At 66.6% G+C, this 18430-nt stretch carries 17 protein-coding genes; 5 read left to right on the top strand and 12 right to left on the bottom strand.

The genetic code is table 11. The features are described 5' to 3' along the window. Nucleotides 1-288 precede the first annotated feature (288 nt). The 4 genes from ureE (at nucleotide 289) to HNP46_RS27375 (ending at nucleotide 2822) form a co-directional block, all read left to right on the top strand. Nucleotides 289-789: an urease accessory protein UreE gene (ureE, locus tag HNP46_RS27390; protein ID WP_184595310.1), complete on the top strand. Its 501-nt coding sequence runs from the start codon at nucleotides 289-291 to the stop codon at nucleotides 787-789. A gap of 87 nt (nucleotides 790-876) precedes the next feature. Beyond that, nucleotides 877-1554, top strand: a complete 678-nt coding sequence (locus HNP46_RS27385; protein ID WP_184595308.1) for an urease accessory protein UreF — start codon at nucleotides 877-879, stop codon at nucleotides 1552-1554. A gap of 10 nt (nucleotides 1555-1564) precedes the next feature. Beyond that, entirely contained in the window at nucleotides 1565-2179 is a 615-nt protein-coding gene (gene ureG, locus HNP46_RS27380; RefSeq protein WP_184595306.1) for an urease accessory protein UreG, read from the top strand. A gap of 70 nt (nucleotides 2180-2249) precedes the next feature. After that, nucleotides 2250-2822, top strand: a complete 573-nt coding sequence (locus HNP46_RS27375; RefSeq protein WP_184595304.1) for a HupE/UreJ family protein — start codon at nucleotides 2250-2252, stop codon at nucleotides 2820-2822. A 42-nt stretch (nucleotides 2823-2864) separates the two neighbouring features. Here HNP46_RS27375 and HNP46_RS27370 read toward each other — a convergent pair whose 3' ends face one another. From HNP46_RS27370 to mdlC, 5 genes are all read right to left on the bottom strand, one after another. Then, nucleotides 2865-4103: an OprD family porin gene (locus tag HNP46_RS27370; protein WP_184595302.1), complete on the bottom strand. Its 1239-nt coding sequence runs from the start codon at nucleotides 4101-4103 to the stop codon at nucleotides 2865-2867. Between the two features lie 83 nt (nucleotides 4104-4186). Then, nucleotides 4187-5662: an aldehyde dehydrogenase family protein gene (locus HNP46_RS27365; protein WP_184595300.1), complete on the bottom strand. Its 1476-nt coding sequence runs from the start codon at nucleotides 5660-5662 to the stop codon at nucleotides 4187-4189. Continuing rightward, the gene (locus HNP46_RS27360) at nucleotides 5659-6633 is read right to left on the bottom strand and encodes a ketopantoate reductase family protein (protein ID WP_184595318.1); all 975 of its coding nucleotides are present in this window, start codon (nucleotides 6631-6633) and stop codon (nucleotides 5659-5661) included. Before HNP46_RS27360 ends, HNP46_RS27365 begins: the two co-directional genes overlap by 4 nt. A gap of 49 nt (nucleotides 6634-6682) precedes the next feature. Then, nucleotides 6683-8068 (bottom strand): MFS transporter, encoded by a 1386-nt coding sequence (locus HNP46_RS27355; protein WP_184595298.1) that lies wholly within the window; start codon nucleotides 8066-8068, stop codon nucleotides 6683-6685. 89 nt (nucleotides 8069-8157) lie between these two features. Then, nucleotides 8158-9744, bottom strand: coding sequence for a benzoylformate decarboxylase (mdlC, locus tag HNP46_RS27350; RefSeq protein WP_184595296.1), 1587 nt, complete (start codon nucleotides 9742-9744; stop codon nucleotides 8158-8160). Nucleotides 9745-9852: 108 nt separating this feature from the next. Between mdlC and HNP46_RS27345 the strand changes: the two genes are divergently transcribed. After that, nucleotides 9853-10749 (top strand): LysR family transcriptional regulator, encoded by an 897-nt coding sequence (locus HNP46_RS27345; protein WP_184595294.1) that lies wholly within the window; start codon nucleotides 9853-9855, stop codon nucleotides 10747-10749. Between the two features lie 39 nt (nucleotides 10750-10788). Here the strand turns inward: HNP46_RS27345 and HNP46_RS27340 are convergent, their stop codons facing one another. The 7 genes from HNP46_RS27340 to HNP46_RS27310 form a co-directional block, all read right to left on the bottom strand. Then, the gene (locus HNP46_RS27340; protein WP_184595292.1) at nucleotides 10789-11553 is read right to left on the bottom strand and encodes an SDR family oxidoreductase; all 765 of its coding nucleotides are present in this window, start codon (nucleotides 11551-11553) and stop codon (nucleotides 10789-10791) included. 526 nt (nucleotides 11554-12079) lie between these two features. Beyond that, a complete protein-coding gene (locus tag HNP46_RS27335) occupies nucleotides 12080-13003 on the bottom strand; it encodes an ornithine cyclodeaminase family protein (RefSeq protein ID WP_184595290.1) in 924 nt (307 codons plus the stop codon). 117 nt (nucleotides 13004-13120) lie between these two features. Continuing rightward, nucleotides 13121-13837, bottom strand: coding sequence for an ABC transporter ATP-binding protein (locus HNP46_RS27330; protein WP_045216300.1), 717 nt, complete (start codon nucleotides 13835-13837; stop codon nucleotides 13121-13123). Then, entirely contained in the window at nucleotides 13834-14709 is an 876-nt protein-coding gene (locus HNP46_RS27325) for an ATP-binding cassette domain-containing protein (protein WP_184595288.1), read from the bottom strand. The genes HNP46_RS27330 and HNP46_RS27325 overlap by 4 nt, the downstream gene beginning before the upstream one ends. Continuing rightward, on the bottom strand, nucleotides 14706-16010 hold the full coding sequence (gene livM / locus HNP46_RS27320) for a high-affinity branched-chain amino acid ABC transporter permease LivM (RefSeq protein WP_184595280.1): 1305 nt from the start codon (nucleotides 16008-16010) through the stop codon (nucleotides 14706-14708). Before livM ends, HNP46_RS27325 begins: the two co-directional genes overlap by 4 nt. A 2-nt stretch (nucleotides 16011-16012) precedes the next feature. Beyond that, entirely contained in the window at nucleotides 16013-16927 is a 915-nt protein-coding gene (locus HNP46_RS27315) for an ABC transporter permease subunit (protein ID WP_081515564.1), read from the bottom strand. A 132-nt stretch (nucleotides 16928-17059) separates the two neighbouring features. Beyond that, nucleotides 17060-18196, bottom strand: a complete 1137-nt coding sequence (locus HNP46_RS27310; RefSeq protein WP_184595278.1) for a branched-chain amino acid ABC transporter substrate-binding protein — start codon at nucleotides 18194-18196, stop codon at nucleotides 17060-17062. Nucleotides 18197-18430: the final 234 nt, after the last annotated feature.

Genomic DNA, 18430 nt, shown 5'->3' with positions numbered 1-18430 from the left:
CATAGTGGCGCGCCACCTCTAGCTTGAACTTCCCATCATGCCTTGCCATGTGGACCCCTCAGAGTTGGTGTCCAACATCTGGGGGTCAGTTCAGGGTGAGGGGCTTTTGATCAGCAGGAGCAACTTCGCCCCGCCTTGGTGCGCACCGTTTTCGTGCGCACCATCCTTGCGCGCGCGCACCATTCCTGATCGCTCGGACAACCGCTCCAGCCCGCATCAACACTGACGCAAGCCCTCACTGGCAAGCCCCTTGCTGTAGCACCGCCATTGCTACTGCCGGACGCTGCCATGCTGGTCATCCACCAACGAATCGAGCCCCGCGAACACTGGGACGCCGAGCTGCACCTGAACTACGAGGCGCGCAGCAAGAGCCGCCTGCGCTGCTTCACCCGCACGGGCGAGGACGTCGGCCTGTTCCTCGAACGCGGCCAGTCACCGTTGACCGATGGTGAGTGCCTGCTGGCCAACGATGGCCGCGTGGTACGCGTCTGCGCCGCGCCGGAAAAGCTCCTCCACGTCACCTGTGCCAACGCCCGCGAGCTGAACCGCGCGGCCTATCACCTGGGCAATCGCCATGTCGCGTTGCAGGTCGGCGAAGGCTGGCTGCGCCTGCTCGATGACTACGTGCTCAAGGCCATGCTCGACCAGCTCGGCGCCACGGTGGAGGCCATCGAAGCGCCTTTCCAGCCGGAGCATGGCGCCTATGGTGGCGGGCATCATCACTCGCACCACGGTGAGGAAGCATTCAACTACGCGCCGAAGCTGCACCAGTTTGGAGTGCGCTTGTGATGCTCCTGTGCCTGGCCTTTCCCCTCACCCCAGCCCTCTCCCAAAGGGAGAGGGGGCATATGGGCATGCACGGACAGGCCGTCGCCCATGGCTGAGTCCTCATACCTCTGGTCACTGCTGCGCCTCGCCAGCCCACAGTTGCCCATCGGCGGCTACAGCTACTCGCAAGGGCTGGAAAGTGCCATCGACCAGGGCCAGGTGAAGGATGCCGACAGCGCCCGTATCTGGCTCGTCGACCAGTTGCATCTGAACCTCGCACGCTTCGAAGGCCCGCTGCTCGCCGAGCTGCTGCGCGCCGCACAAAGCGCTGACTGGACCGCCCTGGGTGACGCCGCCGAACGCCATCGCGCCAGCCGCGAGACCCGCGAGCTGGGCTTGGAAAACCGGCAGATGGGTTTCTCCCTCGGCCAGTTGCTTGAAGCCCTGCCCGAGCTGGACGAACCCGCACGCCAGTGGCTTGCCGCGCAGGCCGAACCGTCTTTCGCCGCCGCCTGGGCGCTGGCCGCCCGCGCCTGGGGACTGACTGCGGAGCAGGCCCTCGGCGCCTGGCTGTGGAGCTGGCTGGAGAACCAGTTGGCGGTGCTGATGAAGACCCTGCCGCTGGGCCAGCTGGCCGCGCAGAAGCTCACCTCGCAACTGCTCCCCGAGCTCGACGCGGCTTGCCATGCGGCGCTGCAAAACGATCCCCACGGCGGCGCGCCCTTCGGCCTCGCACTCGCCTGCATGAACCACGAAACCCAATACAGCCGTCTGTTCCGCTCCTAGGAGAACTGCCATGAACTCTCAACCTCTTCGCGTCGGCATCGGCGGCCCGGTGGGCTCCGGCAAGACCGCCCTGACCCTGGCGCTGTGCCGCGCCCTGCGCCAGCGCTACAACATCGCCGTGGTCACCAACGACATCTACACCCAGGAAGACGCGCAGTTCCTGGTGCGCAACCAGGCCCTGGAGCCGGAGCGGATCATCGGCGTGGAAACCGGCGGCTGCCCGCACACGGCGATCCGCGAGGACGCCTCGATCAACCTGGAGGCCGTCGACCAGCTCAACCGCCGCTTCCCGGGCCTGGACCTGATCCTGGTGGAGTCCGGCGGCGACAACCTCTCGGCCACCTTCAGCCCCGAGCTGTCGGACCTGACGCTGTACGTAATCGACGTCTCCGCCGGCGACAAGATCCCGCGCAAGGGCGGACCGGGCATCTGCAAGTCCGACCTGCTGGTGATCAACAAGATCGACCTCGCCCCGCTGGTGGGCGCCTCGCTGGAAGTGATGGACCAGGACGCCTCGCGCATGCGCGGCGACAAACCCTTCGTCTTCAGCAACCAGAAGACCGGCCAGGGCCTGGCCGAGATCATCACCTTCATCGAGCGCCAGGGCCTGCTGATCGCGGCCTGATGCCTGCTGCGCGGCCGCGGATGTACGCCGGCCACGACACGCGCCCATAACAATGAACAGGGAGTTATCCATGCAATTGCGCACAGCCCTCTACAGCCTCGCGCTGCTCCTCACCCCGGCCGTGGCCTTCGCCCATCCGGGGCATGGCGACCACGGCCTGATCGCCGGCATCGCCCACCCCGTCACCGGCCTCGACCACCTGCTGGCGATGCTCGCCGTCGGCCTCTGGGCCGCACAGCAGAATGGCGCCGCACGGCTCGCGCTGCCGTGCACCTTCGTCGGCGTGATGCTGCTCGGTGGACTGCTGGGCTTCGAAGGCATGGAGCTGCCATTCATCGAGACCGGCATCGCTGCCTCGGTTCTGGCGCTGGGCCTGTGCGTCGCGTTGGCCGTGCGTCCGCCGCTGTTCCTGGCGATGGGTGCGACGGCGCTGTTCGCCTTCGCCCACGGCGTCGCCCACGGGCTGGAACTGCCGGACCTGAGCAGTCCCTGGCTGTATGCCGCCGGTTTCGTCGGCGCGACCGCCGCGCTGCATGCGGCGGGTTACGGCATCGTTCGCCTATTGCCGCAGGCCGCAGCGCCGCTGGTGCGCTTTGCCGGGCTGGCCTCGGCCGGCGCCGGTGCCTGGCTGCTCGCCGGTTGATCGCCGAGCCCGCGGCGCTCGGGAGCGCCGCGGGCGAGCAGGTCAGAGGGAGAACGGGTAGTTGATGATCAGCCGGGTCTGGTCGAAGTCGCGACTGAAGCTGCGTCGGTTGCTCGCCTGGTTGAGCCGCAGGTTGAGGTTCTTCAGCGTGCCGCTCTGCACGGTGTAGCCGACCTCCGCATCGCGCTCCCACTCCTTGCCTCCGCTGCCGGCACGAGTGGTCGCATTGTCGCCCTTGCCGTAGCGCAGCATGCTCACCAGCCCCGGCATCCCCAGCGCGGCGAAATCATAGTCATAGCGCAGCTGCCAGGAGCGCTCATCGGCATTGGAGAAATTGCCGTTGAACATGTCGTTGCCCAGGGTCCGTCCACCCGTGCCGTAGACCCATTGCCAGGCGCCCTTGCCGCCCACCTTCTGCAGGCCCAGGTACAGGGTGTGGCCGCCGTGGCTGGCCGACAGCTGGCTGAAGGCGGTGTGGCTGTCGATGTCGCCGGCCAGGGCGCGGCCGTCGTCCCGGTCGAGGAACAGGCCGAGGTTGGCGCCCAGCGTCCACTCCCCCAGCGGCTGCTTGTGCTGCAGGCTGAAGAAGCGCTGGCTGTAGATATCCTCCAGCTGTGCATACCAGGCTCCGAGCAGGGTGCGCTGCTGGTTGAAACGCTGCTCGACGCCGGCATAGTTGAAGGCAGCGGATTGTGCCGAAGGCGCCGACCAGGACGTGAGCTTCTGCAGGTCAGACGAATTGCGCAGGCTGACCCGGTCGAAGCGCCCACCGTACAGACTCGTTCCTTCCCACTCGCGGGACAGCAGCGCGGCACCGCGGAAGGTCTGCGGCCGCAGGCGGCCATCGTCGTAACGCAGCACCGGCAGGTCAGGAAGCATTTCCCCGACCTTCAGCTCGCTGGCTGACAGGCGAAACTTTCCCGCCACCGCCACCCGACCGTACTCATCGGCCGCCCTGCCGTCGTCATGCACGGGCAGCAGTTCGGAACCACTCTGGCCACGTCCGCTGTTCAACTTCACCCCGTACATCCCCAGCGCATCGACGCCCACGCCCAGGGTGCCGGCGGTGTAGCCGGAGGTGAACTTGAGGATGAAGCCCTGCGCCCATTCGTTGATCAGGCTCTTGCTGCCGTCGTGATCGCGGAAGTCGCGGTTGAAGGCGTAGTTGCGCAGCACCAGTTCGCTGCGCGAGTCCTCGAGAAAGCCTCCTTCCGAGGCCTGCGCGGCAGCGCAGAACAGGGGCAGGACACAAGCCAGGGAATGGGTGGGAAGACGCTTCATTGTTATTGTTCTCCTGGAATTTCAGGCGCAGTGAGCCGCAGCGCCTCCCGCGGGAGGCGCCCTGGCAGGGGTTGTTCAGGCGGTCAGAAGGGGTAGTGGCGAGGCTCGCGCTGCACACTCACCCAGTGGTCGCGGGTGAATTCGTCGATTGCCCAGTCGCCGTTGAAGCGACCCAGGCCGGAGTTCTTCTCGCCGCCGAAGGGCGCGTTGGCCTCGTCGTTCACCGGGATGTCGTTCACGTGGGTCATGCCCGCGCGCACCTTGCGGGCGAACGCCACGCCGCGCTCCAGGTCCTGGGTGAACACGGCGCTGGCCAGTCCGTACTCGCTGGCGTTGGCCAACTCCAGGGCATGGTCCTCGTCACGGGCGCGCAGCAGGCCGACCAGCGGGCCGAAGATTTCTTCCCGGGCGATGTCCATGTGCGGCTCGACATCTCCGTAGACGTGCGGCGCCAGAAGCTGGCCCTGCACCCCGCCTTCGTACAGCGGCGTGGCACCTTCGCGGCGGGCACGCGCGATCTTTTCCAGCAGGCCTTCGAGCTGGCGCGCATTGATGATCGGGCCAACGGCGGTCTGCTCCAATTGGGGATCGCCGACCCGGACCTGCCGGACCCGCTCGACGAAGCGTTCGGCAAAGGCGTCGTACAACGCATCGACCACGATGATGCGGTTGATCGCCATGCAGATCTGTCCCTGGTGGAGGAACTTGCCGAACACCGCCGCGTTCACCGCCTGCTGCAGATCGGCGTCCTCCAGCACCACGAACGGGCTGTTGCCGCCCAGTTCCAGCGCCACGTGCTTGAGGTGATTGCCGCCGCTGGCCAGGCTGCCGATCCGCCGCCCCACCGGGGTGGAGCCAGTGAAGGTCACCAGCCCTGGTAGCGGATGCTCGACGAAGGCATCGCCGATCTCGCTGCCCGCCCCGACCACCACGCTGAGCACTCCGGCGGGCAGCCCGGCTTCCTCGAACAGGCGCGCCAGCAACAGTCCGCCGCACACCGGGGTATCGCTGGCCGGCTTGACCACCACGGCATTGCCCAGCGCCAGTGCCGGGGCCAGCGAACGCTGGGTCAGGTGCAGCGGGAAGTTCCACGGGCTGATCACCCCGACCACGCCGATGGCGCTGCGGTACACCCGGCTTTCCTTGCCCGGCACGTTGGAGTCGAGCAGGCGGCCATGCACGCGGCTGGGGAAGGATGCCGCCTCCAGCGTAATGGCGCGGGCGGCGCCCCACTCCAGCGTCGCTTTCAGGCGAGTACTGCCGGACTCGCGGATGATCCAGTCGACGATCTCCTCCCGCCGCTGGTCGAACAGGGCCACCACCCGATGCAGCAAGGCGCTTCGCTCCGCTGGCGGCAGCGCGGCCCAGGCGGGCTGCTGCGCGGCGGCCTCGCGGAAGGCGGCGTCCAGATCATCGCGGCTGGCCTGGGGTATCTCCAGCAACAGGCTGCCATCGAATGGATTGCAGTTGCGCAGGGTGCTGCCTGCGCCGCCCGCGCGCCATTGGCCGGCGAGAGGCTGCAGATGAAGGTTGGCGTAAGGGGTCCTGGCTTGGCTCATGACGGGGTTCCTTGTACTGATGTCAGCGGGAGGGATGGGCAACGGGCGGCCTGCAGTGCGCGCGCCTCCACCAGGCGCAACAGGCCCAGCAGGGTTTCCGTGCAGGGCACGGTCAGTCCGGCGCGGCGGGCGCGGGTCACCACCTCACCGTTGATCGAACCGATTTCCGTCGGCCGTCCGGCGAGCACGTCCTGCAGCATCGAGGGCTTGTGCGTGAGGTGCTGGGCCATGGCCTGGGCGACGCCCGCCAGGCAGTGTTCGACGTCCGCTTCGACGCCCTCGGCGCGCGCCACGGCGATCACTTCCGAAACGACCGCACGGGCCAGCTCGGGTCCCTGGGGCACCGCCGTCAGTTGCCCGACGGTGCAACCGGTGATCGCGCAAAGGCTGTTCAAGGCGGCATTGAAAGCGACCTTCTCCCAGATCGAGCTCCACACCGCCGGGTCACTGCGGCAGTTCAAGCCTGCCGCCTGCAGCACGGCCGCCACCTCGTCGCAGGCCGGCCGCTCGACACCATCGCTCGAGTACAGACGCACCGCGCCCGTGCCATGGGAAGCGACGTAGCCGGGCCCCAGAAAATCAGCAGGCCAGGTGGTCATGCCGATCAGCACCCGCTCCGCGGTCACGTGGCGACACAGTGCTTCGGCGTTACCCAGGCCGTTCTGCAGCGACAGCACCCGCGTATGACTGGCGATGTGCTGCGCAACGCTCTCCAGCGCCGGTTCGGTATGCAGGGTCTTGGTGAACACCAGCAGCAGGTCCGGGTGCCCCCGGGCCTGCTCGGGACGGCAGGCCAACAGGTTGCGGACGCACCGGTCGCCATCGTCGGTGGCCAGGCGCAAGCCGTGCTCGCGAACCTGCGCCAGGTGCGCCTCGTTGACGTCGAGCAGCGTCACCCGCTGGCCGCTTTCCGCCAGCCGGGCGCCGAACAGCGAGCCCATCGCGCCAGCGCCGAGGACACTGATGTTCAGGGGGGAATTCAAGGTCTGGGCCATGGCAAGGTCTCCCTCTCGTGGCGGTTCAGGACGGTTGCGAGGAGCGACTGGGAATGTGCCGGCGCACCAGCATCAGGGCGATCAGCGCGGCCACCATCACCGCACCCAGCATCGTCAGGTAGCCGTGCGCACCGCCCAGGGTGATGACAGTGGCGCCGGCGAAGGCGCTGAGGATCGCCCCCAGGCGGCCGAAGGCCAGCGCCGATGCGGTGCCAGTGGCCCTCACGCTGGTCGGGTAGATGTAAGCGCAGAGCGCATAGAGCGTCGACTGCACCGCGTTGACGAACAGGCCGTGCACGCCGAAGCCGACGATCAGCAGGCCGGTCTGCTGGTTCACGTCCAGCAGTTGCATGCCGAAGGCACTGGCCGCGCCGCCCAGGCAGCAGATCAGCAGGGGCCAGTAGGAGCCCCAGCGGGTCATCGCCAGTGCGCAGAGCAGTGCGCCAATCACCCCGCCCAGGTTGTAGGCGGTCAGCCCGGAGCCCGCCACGTCCAGTGGCAGCCCCTCGGCACGGAGCATGCTCGGCAGCCAGCTGAAGGCGCTGTAGACGGCGGTCAGGCACATGAAGAAAGCCACCCAGATGGCCAGGGTGTCGCGGCCGCAACCTTGGTCGAACAGGGCTGCGACACCAGCGCGGCGCTCCCGCGCCTGTTCCAGGGAATCGCTGTAGCGGGCGCTTTCCGGCATCGGCCGCTGCAAGCGTTTGAGCAACTGGCGCAGCTCGCCCCAGCGCGGCTCCCGGCGCGCCAGGAAGCGCGGCGACTCCGGCAGTGCCGCCAGCAGCAGGAAGCCGAGCAGGATCGGCAGCGCGCCGCCGACGAAGAACAGGGTGCGCCAGCCATGCGCCGGCAGGATGTGCGAGGCGAAGAAGCCTGCCAGCATGCCACCCAGCGGCACACAGACGATGGTCAGGGTCACCGCCAGGGTGCGCCTTCGCGCCGGGGTGAACTCCGCCGTCACGGTGGCGGCGCTGGGCAGCGCCCCGCCGATGCCCAGGCCGGCGAGGAAGCGCAGCAGCGCCACGCTCAGCACGTCCGGCGCCAGGCCAATGGCACAGGTCGCAGTACCGAATACGAACACGCTGGCGATCACCGCCAGACGCCGCCCGTAGCGGTCGGCGAACAGTCCCGCGCAGGCGCTGCCGATGCCCATGCCGATCAGCCCGGCGGCCACCACGGGGGCAAAGGCTTCGCGGCTGATCCCCCACTCGCTGATCATCAGCGGGATGGCAAAGCCGATCAGTTGGCCGTCGAAGCCATCCAGCACGATGGACAGCGCCGCCAGCAGCACGACGAACTTCTGCATCGGACTGAAGGGTCCATCGTCGAGCAATGTGCCGATGTCGGCCGTTGCCGGGTGTTGATCCAGGCGCCGGGCAGAACCCTGCAGCGCCTCGTTGAGCGTCGTCATAGCCACCTCGTTGTTGTTCTTGTGAGGGTTGTTGTCGGGGACCTGCCGCTGGCAGCGGCAGGACCGGGCCTTGCCCGGCGGAGCGGTGCTCAGGGCTCGATGGTCAGGGTGGGCACCTCGATCAGCACCGGCTCATCGCCAGCCAGCGCACGGGCGAGCTCTTCGCGCAGGGTGGCAACATCGTTGGCCTGCACCGAGCGCACGCCGTAGCCGCGGCCGAGCTGGCAGAAATCCAGGCCGGGAACATCGAGGCCCGGAGCATCGGCCACCTCCAGCACGCGGGCGAACCAGCGCAGGGCGCCGTAGGTACCGTTCCTGAGGATGATGAACACCACCGGGATGCGGTATTGCGCAGCGGTCCAGAGCGCGGTGATGCCGTAATTGGCCGAGCCGTCGCCGATCACACCGATCACCCGGCGCTGCGGCTGCGCCAGCTGCACGCCGACCGCAGCCGGCAGGCCGAAGCCCAGTCCTCCCGCGGCGGGGAAGTAGTAACTGCCCGGCTCGCGCATCTCCACCCGTTGCCAGAACGCGCTGACGGTGGAGGTGGACTCCTTGACGAAGATGGCATCGCGCGGAGCCAGTTCATCGATCAGGTCGAACACCGTTTCCGGATGCAGCGGGCCATCCCCTTGCGTCCTCGGGATCGGTCGCGGCAAGGCCTCGGGGAGCGCTCGTGAACTCGTCTGGACGGCTTTGACCAAAGCCTCGAGCGTGAGGCGGATATCGCCGACCAGGGCATCTCCCATGGGTGCCCGCGCCGCTTCCGCCGGATCACAGGTGATCTGCACCAGCCCGGCGCCCTCGGGCAGGTAGTGGCCCGGGTCGAACTGGTGATAGCGAAACACCGGAGCACCCACCACCAGGATCAGGTCATGCCCGTCGAGCAGCCGCGAGATGCCGGCGATGGCCGCCGGCAGAACGCCACGGAAGCACGGATGGCGGGTCGGGAAAGGGCAGCGCGAGGCCGACGGCGCGACCCACGCCGGCATCCGCAGCTTCGCCGCCAGTTGCACCGCCAGCTGGTTGGCACCGGCGCCATCGACATCCGGGCCGAGCACCAGCACCGGATTGCTCGCCTGGGACAGCCGTGTGGCCAGCTCCTCCAGTTGCCGTGGCGAAGGCAGCCCGGCACTGACGACACTGCGCGCCGCCAGGTGTTCGACGCCTGGCGGCGCCGCCTGCGCCCAGTCGTCGTAGGGAATGGACAGGTACACCGGCGCCTTCGGCGGCAGGTTCGCCAGGTGGATGGCCTGGTTCAGCGCCCTCGGCACGTCCTGGGCGCAGGCCGGTTCGGCACTCCACTTCACCAGCGGCTTGGGCAACTGCGGCGCCTCGACATTGGCCAGCATCGCTTCCACGCCGATCATCGAGCGCACCTGCTGGCCGGCGCTGATCACCAGGGGGCTGTGGCTGTACCAGGCGTTGGTCAGCGCGCCCATGCCGTTGCCGGTTCCCGCCGCGGCATGCAGGTTGACGAAGGCCGGCTTGCCGCTGGCCAGGGCGAAGCCGTCGGCCATGCCGACCACGGCGCCTTCATGCAGGCCGAGGATGTAGCGGAAGTCCTCGGGAAAGCCCTTGAGGAAAGGCAGCTCGTTGGAGCCGGGATTGCCGAAAACGGTGGTCAGACCGTGGCTTCGAAGGATGTCGTACGAGGCGCAGCGAACAGTTTTCATACCGGACATCAAGCTCGTCGTGGGGTTTGCCCTACTCTCGCAACGGCCTGATAATCGATCAAATCGATAGTATTTCTATCGAAAATAAAATCCATCTATGTGACAACCATGTCCCAGATCGACCTGAATCTGATCCGCACCTTCGTCGTCCTCTATGAATCGGGTAGCGTCACCGGTGCAGCCGAGCGCCTGTTCGTCACCCAGCCCTCGGTGAGCTATGCCCTGGCCCGGCTCCGCGAACTGTTCGACGACCCGCTGTTCACCCGCAGCCGCGAGGGCATCCAGCCGACCTTCGTGGCCGAGCAGCTGTATGTCACCTTGCGCGACGCGCTGGGGCGGATCGAAGGAGCGGTGCAAGGCACCCGCCAGTTCGATCCGGCGACCACCGAGCGACGCTTCCGTATTGCCTTGAGCGACCTCGGCGAGCTGGGCTTCCTGCCGCTGATCCTGGCGCGGCTGAGCCAGGAGGCGCCCCTGGCCGAAGTGGAGGTACTGCCGCTGGAGGTCGACCAGGTGGCGGACTGGCTGGCCAGCGGCAAGGTCGATGCGGCGATCTGCCGTCAGGCGGTGCCGGGCAGCCGCAGTCGCGTGCTGATCCAGGAGCGCTACGTCTGCCTGCTCTGCGCAAGGCATCCGCGGATCGGCGCGGACTTCGACCTGGCAGCCTATCTTCGCGAGCGCCACGTCGTGGTAACCCGCACCTCCGGCCACGGCATCGCCGAGGACGTGCTGCAGGCGATGAAGCTGGAGCGCCGCATCGCCTTGCGCGTGCCGCACTTCTCGGTGCTGCCCAAAATCATCCCCGGCACCGACCTGCTGACCATTCTGCCAGCGCAGATCGCTCGCATGTTCGTCGCCGAGGGTGGCCTGAAAATGCTCGAGCTGCCCTTCGAGGTGCCGGCTTTCGACGTCTCCCTGCACTGGCGCGCGAGCAGCGAGCAGTCGGCGGCGCTGCAATGGTTCCGCTCGCGCATCGCCGAGGCGATCATCGACGGCCAGCACTGACCTCCGGCTTGCGCTCGCCGCCACGGCGAGCGCCCGTGCTCAGCCCTTGCGATGCACCGCAAACCCCGCCCACGCCTGGCTCACCGGCATGATCTCCAGGGTATTGATGTTGATGTGCGGCGGCTGGTTCATGATCCAGTGGATGGTCTCGGCGATGTCCGCGGACTGGATCGGCTCGGCGCCGGCGTAGGTCTTGTCGTACTTGGCCTGGTCGCCGCCGAAGCGCACCAGGGAGAACTCGCTCTCGCACATGCCCGGTTCGAGGTTGGTGACGCGCACGCCGGTGCCCTGCAGGTCGCAGCGCAGGTTCAGCGAGAACTGCTCGACGAAGGCCTTGGTCGCGCCGTACACGTGGCCGCCCGGATAGGGCCAGTGGCCGGCCACCGAGCCCAGGTTGAGGATGCTCGCGCCCGGGCCGTGGGCGATCAGCCGCGGCAGCAGCAGGCGGGTGGCGTACATCAGGCCCTTGATGTTGGTGTCCACCATGGTGTCCCAGTCATCCAGCTCGCAGTTCTGCGCCGGGTCGGTGCCCAGGGCCAGGCCGGCGTTGTTGATCAGGCCGCGCAGCTTGGCGAACTTCTCCGGCAGGCTGTCCACGGCGGCGGTCATCGCGGCGCGGTCGCGTACGTCGAGCACCAGCGGCAGCACGTCGGTCTCGGCGGAAAGCTCCTGGGCCAGCGCGTTGAGGCGGTCTTCGCGACGGCCGGTGATCACCAGCGACCAGCCGTCACGGGCGAAACGCCGCGCACAGGCTTCGCCGAAGCCGGAGGTGGCGCCGGTAATGAACAGGGTGGGAGTGGTCATCGGAGAAATCCTCTTTGCTGGGCACTGCCGTCGCCGATGCATGCCGGAGAGTCGTGCGGTGCGCGTTCTTGTCGGTCGGCCGAGCATAACAGCCCGAACCTGCCGCGTTGCGTTACAGCCGCGCTGGATAAAACCCGCACAGCCGCGTGAAAGTCCCATGGCTCAAGGCCCAGCGAGAGTTGCGCCCACCTTGTCCACAGGCTGCTCCACGGATTCTGTGGGCAAGCGGAATGTCGATTTCCCCTGGACGATTTTCGAGCGCACCGGCGCAGGCCGCGTCGCCGCTGCGCTTGGGAAGTTCTTCCCAAGGTTATCCACAGGTCTTTCAACGGTAACCGTGGACAATCGTCACTTCGCAGGAACTTTCCTGCGAAAGCGTACCTGTCCATCCATACAGGGGTTGCAGAGTGATTGGACAGAAATCGAGCGGCGCTGACGGCGCCTGTAGCCACAAGGGCTGGAAAGGTTTTCCCAGACGTTATCCACAGGCCGGCCCACAGATTTTCTGGACTGTTTCAGCGGCATCTCACTGCAGCAGCAGTCGCGCCGCGATCAGGTCTTCCAGGGCGTAGCCAACTGACTTGAACAGGGTGATTTCGCTGTCGTCCCTGCGCGCGCCGCGACCGTGGAGAAGGTCAGAAAGCTGGGTGTGAAGGGCGCTGGCGTCGATCACGCCCTCTTTCAGCGGAATCAGCAGGTCGCCCGCCTCTTCCAGCGCGCCCTCGCGGGTATCGACGACGATGCGGGCGCGGCGCACGGCTTCGCTGTCGGTCTCGCGCATGGACGGCAGGAAGGCGCCGACCAGATCGAGGTGGCAGCCTGAACGCAGCCAGGCGCCGTGGACGATCGGCTCGCGGGAGGTGGTGACGCAGCTGATGCAATCCGCCGCGGCCACCCCGCCGCGCAGGTCGGCGCAGGCGTGGACGGGATAGCCTTCGTCCTGCAGTTGCCTGACCAGCGCATTCACCTTGTCTTCCTGGCGACCCCAGAGGGCGATGTCCTCGTATTCGCGCACCGAGCAGTGCGCGCGGACCATGTGCGGCGCCAGGGTGCCGCTGCCGACGATCAGCAGCCGACGTGCGTCGCGGCGCACCAGGTAGTCGGCGGCCAGCGCGGAGGTACAGGCGGTGCGCCGGGCGGTCATTTCCGAGGCTTCGAGCATGGCCAGCGGGCGTCCGGTTTCGCCGTCGAACAGGCAGAACAGCGCGGCCACCGCCGGCAGGTTCTTTGCGCCATTGCCGGGGAACACGGTGACCAGCTTCACGCCGATATCCTGCCCTGGCCGCCACACCGGCATGGTCAATAGCGAGGCGCTGTCGGGCAGTTCATGGCAGCCGCGTACCGGGGCCTCGCAATCGCCGGCGAGGCCGATGCGCAGGGCTTCGATCAGTTGGGGATAACTCAGACGCGCGGCGACGTCGGCGTTGGTGAGGAAGCGGAGGTCTTGCATGGAAACCCCTCTGCAGCGAAGCGATGGATGACCGTAGGAGCGGACTCCGTCCGCGATGTTCTCAGACGCGCCGGGAAGCATCGCGGACGGAGTCCGCTCCTACGCAAAAGGCTGGCGTCAGTGCCCGCCCAGATACGCGTTGCGAACCTCCTGGTTGCCCAGCAGCTCCGCACCGGTACCGCTCAGGCGAATCTCGCCGTTGACCATCACGTAGCCACGGTCGGACAGCTTCAGCGCATGGTTGGCATTCTGCTCCACGAGGAACAGTGTCATCCCGCTCTGCGCCAGCTCGCGCAGGGTCTGGAAGATCTGCTTGACCACGATGGGCGCCAGGCCCAGCGAGGGTTCGTCGAGCAGCAGCAGCTTGGGCCGGCTCATCAGCGCGCGGGCGATGGCGAGCATCTGCTGCTCGCCGCCGGACATGGTCATGGCGCGCTGGTTGCGCCGCTCCTTCAGGCGCGGGAAGAGGTCGAACATGCGCTGCATGTCTTCCTGGGCGTGGTCCATGCCGATGGGGATGGTGCCCATCAGCAGGTTCTCCTCCACGGTCATGTCGGGGAACACCCGACGCCCTTCCGGCGACTGCGCGATGCCGTTGGAGGCCACGTAGTGCGCGGACTTGTGGCGGATGTCCTGGCCCTTGTAGAGGATCGCGCCGCCGGCCGCGCGGGGCTGGCCGAAGATCGACATGAGTAGCGTCGACTTGCCCGCGCCGTTGGCGCCGATCAGCGCCACGGTCTCCCCTTCGTTGACGGTCAGCGAGACTTTCTTCAGCGCCTGGATCGGCCCGTAGAACACATCGACCTCACGGAATTCCAACATCGGCGCCGTCATGCCAGCTCCTCTTCGTCTGCGCCGAGATAGGCGGCAATGACCTTGTCGTTGTGGCGGATTTCCTCCGGGCCGCCGCGGGCGATGACCACGCCGTGGTCGAGCACGATGATGTGGTCGGAGATATTCATCACCATGCCCATGTCGTGTTCGATCAGCAGCACGGTGATGTCGTGGTGGTCACGCAGGTAGCGCACGATGCGCGCCAGCGCCTGGGTCTCGGCCGGGTTCAGGCCTGCTGCGGGCTCGTCGAGGCAGATCAGTTCCGGCCGGGTGCACATGGCGCGGGCGATCTCCAGGCGACGCTGCTGCCCGTAGGACATCTCGCCGGCCAGGCGGTTGGCGCAATCCACCAGGTCCACCACTTCCAGCCAGTAGAAGGCGTGATCCAGCGCTTCGCTTTCCGCACGACGGTAGCCGGGAGTGTTGAGCACGCCGGCGAGGAGGTTGCGGTTGACGAACATGTGCTGGGCCACCAGCAGGTTCTCCACCACCGACATCTCGCGGAACAGCCGGATGTTCTGGAAGGTCCGCGCCAACCCCGCGCGGTTCACCAGGTGGGTGCCGCCGAACATCTTGTAGTAGAGGCGGTTGCCGAACTGCGCCGGGTTGACGAAGTCGCCACCCTGGAACGGCTGGCCGAGCACCTTGATGACGTCGGTGGTGCCGCCCTGGGTGTTGAGCAGGATGTTGCCGCCGGTGGCCTTGTAGAAGCCGGTGAGGCAGTTGAACACTGTGGTCTTGCCGGCGCCATTGGGGCCTATCAGCGCGGTGATTGAGCCGCGTTCCACGTCGAGGTTGACGTCGTTGAGGGCCTTGATGCCGCCGAAGTGCATCATCAGGTGTTCGACGCTGAGGATCTTGTCGCCGCTCATGGCGCCACCCCCTTGCGTACGGCGAAGCCCGAGCGGCTGATGCGGATCAGCCCGCGCGGGCGCCAGATCATCATCAGCACCATGAGGATGCCGAACAGCAGCACGCGGTAGTCGGCGAAGCTGCGCAACAGTTCCGGCGCGACGGTGAGAACGAAGGCGGCGATCACCACGCCCACCGTCGAGCCCATGCCGCCCAGCACCACGATGGCGAGGATCAGCGCCGACTCGAAGAAGGTAAACGACGACGGGTTGACGAAGCCCTGGTAGCTGGCGAAGAACACCCCGGCCAGCCCCGCGGTGGAAGCGCCGAGCATGAACGCCGAAAGCTTCACCAGCACGTGGTTCAGGCCCATGGCGCGGCAGGCGATCTCGTCCTCGCGCAGCGCTTCCCAGGCGCGGCCGACCGGCATGCGGGTCAGCCGGTGCTTGATGTAGAGCACCAGCATGACCACCAGGAACAGCACGATGTAGATGAACAGGAACTTGAAGTTCTGGTTGTAATCGATGCCGAGGAACTCGTGGATCGGCGTACCGCCCTCTTTCGCCCGGCGACCGAACTCGAGGCCGAAGAAGGTCGGCGACGGCACCGGCATGCCGTTCGGGCCGCCGGTGAAGGACAGCCAGTTGTTGAGGATCAGGCGGATGATCTCGCCGAAGCCCAGAGTCACGATGGCCAGGTAGTCACCGTGCATCCGCAGCACCGGGAAGCCCAGCAACGCTCCGGCCAGTGCGGCGACGATGGCCGCCAGCGGCAGCACCGTCCAGAAGCCCAGGCCCAGGTACTGGTAGCCCAGCGCGAGGCCATAGGCGCCGATGGCGTAGAAGGCCACGTAGCCGAGGTCGAGCAGGCCGGCGAGGCCGACCACGATGTTCAGCCCCAGCCCCAGCAGCACGTAGATCAGCCCGAGGATGATCACCGTGAGCAGGTACTTGCTGGCGAAGAACGGGAAGATCACCGCGGCGAGGATCACCAGCGGGACTATCCAGCGCAGGCGCGTCTTGTAGCCCGGCGGCAGGACGCTGATGCCCGAGTCGGAGCTCTCGAAGCGGTCCATGATGCGCAGGCCGGCCGGGGTCTGCAGGTACAGGCTGAGCAGCAGGCGGCCGAGCATCACCGCGCCGATCATCCAGGCCAGGCGTACCGGTTCGAGCTTGAAGCTGTAGCCATCGAGCACGATGCCGACGATGGGGCCGAACACGATCAGGGCGATCAGCCCGGCGAGCACGGTGTCGACGAGGCTCTTCCGGATATCGATGCGCGCAGGTTTCGGCGCGGCTGAGGTCTGGGTAACGGACGTCATGCTCACACCTTCGACACCTGGGGACGACCCAGGAGCCCTTGCGGTCGGAAGATCAGGATGGTCACCAGCAGGCCGAAGGCGAACACGTCCTTGAAGTCGGTGTTCACCATGCCCGAGAACTGCGCCTCGGCCACGCCCAGGATCAGCCCGCCGAGCATGGCACCGGGCAGCGAGCCGATGCCGCCGAGCACCGCGGCGGTGAACGCCTTGATGCCGATGATGAAGCCGGCATAGAAGTCGAAGGTGCCGTAGTTCATGGTGATCAGCACGCCGGCCAGCGCGGCCATGGCGGCGCCGATGATGAACACGTAGGAGATCACCCGGTCGGTGTTGATCCCCAGGATCGAGGCCATCTTGCGGTCCTGCTGGGTGGCGCGGCACATGCGCCCCAGCTTGGTGTACTGGATCACGTAGGTGAGCACCGCCATGCCGACGAAGGCGGCGATGAGGATGAACACCTTGGTGTAGGTCAGCTGCACGAAGCCTTCGCCGATGTGGAACTTGAAGGCGCCATCGAGCAGGGTCGGCACGCCTTGCTGGCGCGGGCCCTGGGCCAGCTGCACGTAGTTCTGCAGGATCAGCGACATGCCGATGGCGGAGATCAGCGGGGCCAGGCGCGTGGAGTTGCGCAGCGGTTTGTAGGCGATGCGCTCGATCACCCAGCCATACACGCCGGTGACGAAGATGGTGAAGACCAGCGTGCCGAGGATCAGCAGCGGGAACGACTGCAGGCCGAAGAAGGCCAGCAGCGCCAGGCCGACGGCGGAGAGGTAGGCGGAGATCATGTACACCTCGCCGTGGGCGAAGTTGATCATGCCGATGATGCCGTAGACCATCGTGTAGCCGATGGCGATCAGGCCGTAGACCGACCCGAGGGTCAGCCCGTTGATCATTTGCTGGAGGAAGATACCGTCCACGATTGGGTACTCGCGCAAGCAGGGCAGGAAAGGCTGACGGCTCGCGCACTCACCGGCTCGTGACCAGCTGCGCGTTGCGTCGACCTGCGGGGAAGCCGGCGCCGCGGGTAGCGGCGCCGGCCGATCAGGCGGTTACTTCTTGAACGCGTCGAGCTGGTGGTACTTGCCCTTGTCGTCCCACTCGTAGACCACGTAGTCGGAGACTTTCAGGTCGCCCTTCTTGTCCCACTCCTTCTGGCCCATGACGGTTGCCACCGGGTGCGACTTCAGCCATTCGCTGGCCTTGGCCGGATCGGTCTTGCCCGCGCCGTTGAAGGCGGCGGCCAGGGCCTGCACCGAGGAGTAGGCGTAGAGGGTGTAGCCCTCGGGCTCGAAGCCGTTGGCGCGGAATTTCTCCACCACGGCCTTGCCGTCCGGGATCAGCCGCGGGTCGGCGCCGAAGGTCATCAGCACGCCCTTGACGTACTGCGGGCCGCCGGCGGTGGTGACCAGTTCGTCAGTGACGATGCCGTCGTCGGACATGAACTTGGCGGTCAGGCCCTGTTCGCGCATCTGCCGTACCAGCGGGCCGGCTTCCGGGTGCAGGCCGCCGAAGTAGACGACTTCGGCGCCCGAGGCACGGATCTTGGTGACCAGGGCGTTGAAGTCCTTCTCGCCACGGGTCAGGCCTTCGTACAGCACTTCCTTCACGCCGCGCTTGTTCAGCTGCGCCTTGGTGGCGTCCGCCAGACCCTGGCCGTAGGTATCCTTGTCGTGGATCACCGCGACCTTCTTGGCCTTCAGCACGTCGACGATGTAGTCGCCGGCGACCACGCCCTGCTGGTCGTCACGGCCGCACATGCGGAACATGCCGTTGAGGCCGCGCTCGGTCACCTGCGGGTTGGTGGAACCGGGGGTGATGGCGATGATGCCGGCCTCGTCGTAGACCTCCGAGGCGGGGATGGTGGAGGAGGAGCAGAAGTGGCCAACCACGGCGACGGCCTTGTCCTGGTCCACCAGTCGGTTGGCCACGGCCACGGCCTGTTTCGGTTCGCAGGCGTCGTCCGCCTTCACCAGCTTGATCTTCTCGCCATTGATACCACCGGCGGCGTTGATGTCCTCGGCGGCCTGGCTTGCCCCGCGCCAGTACTGCTCACCGAACGAGGCGTTGGCCCCGGTATGCGGTCCTGCGACCCCGATCACGACATCGGCCTGTACTACGGAAGACATGCCCAGCGCGGTGGTGACTGCCAGAGCCAGAAAACCTTTTCTGAAAATCTTCTGCGACATGGAGTTTTGCTCCTGAGGGTTTTTGTAATGGCGCGTTGTATTTCTTGTTGGCGATTTCTCGTTAAGCGATTCAGCGAATAATCGACAGCAAGCGGCGTGCCATTCGTTTTTGTTATTAACCAAGTCCTACAGCAAAAAAAGCCTGAGCTGGCAGACATCAAGTGCTAGACACGTGCAACCCATTGAAAGCAGAAGGTGCAACCAAGCAGGCAGCAGGGTGCAACCTTCCTTCCC

The sequence above is a fragment of the Pseudomonas nitroreducens genome (genome assembly GCF_014204515.1).
Taxonomy (GTDB): Bacteria; Pseudomonadota; Gammaproteobacteria; order Pseudomonadales; family Pseudomonadaceae; genus Pseudomonas; species Pseudomonas nitritireducens_A.
Note: the sequence above shows the minus strand (reverse complement) of the source record. Positions and strands in the feature narration are given on the sequence as shown.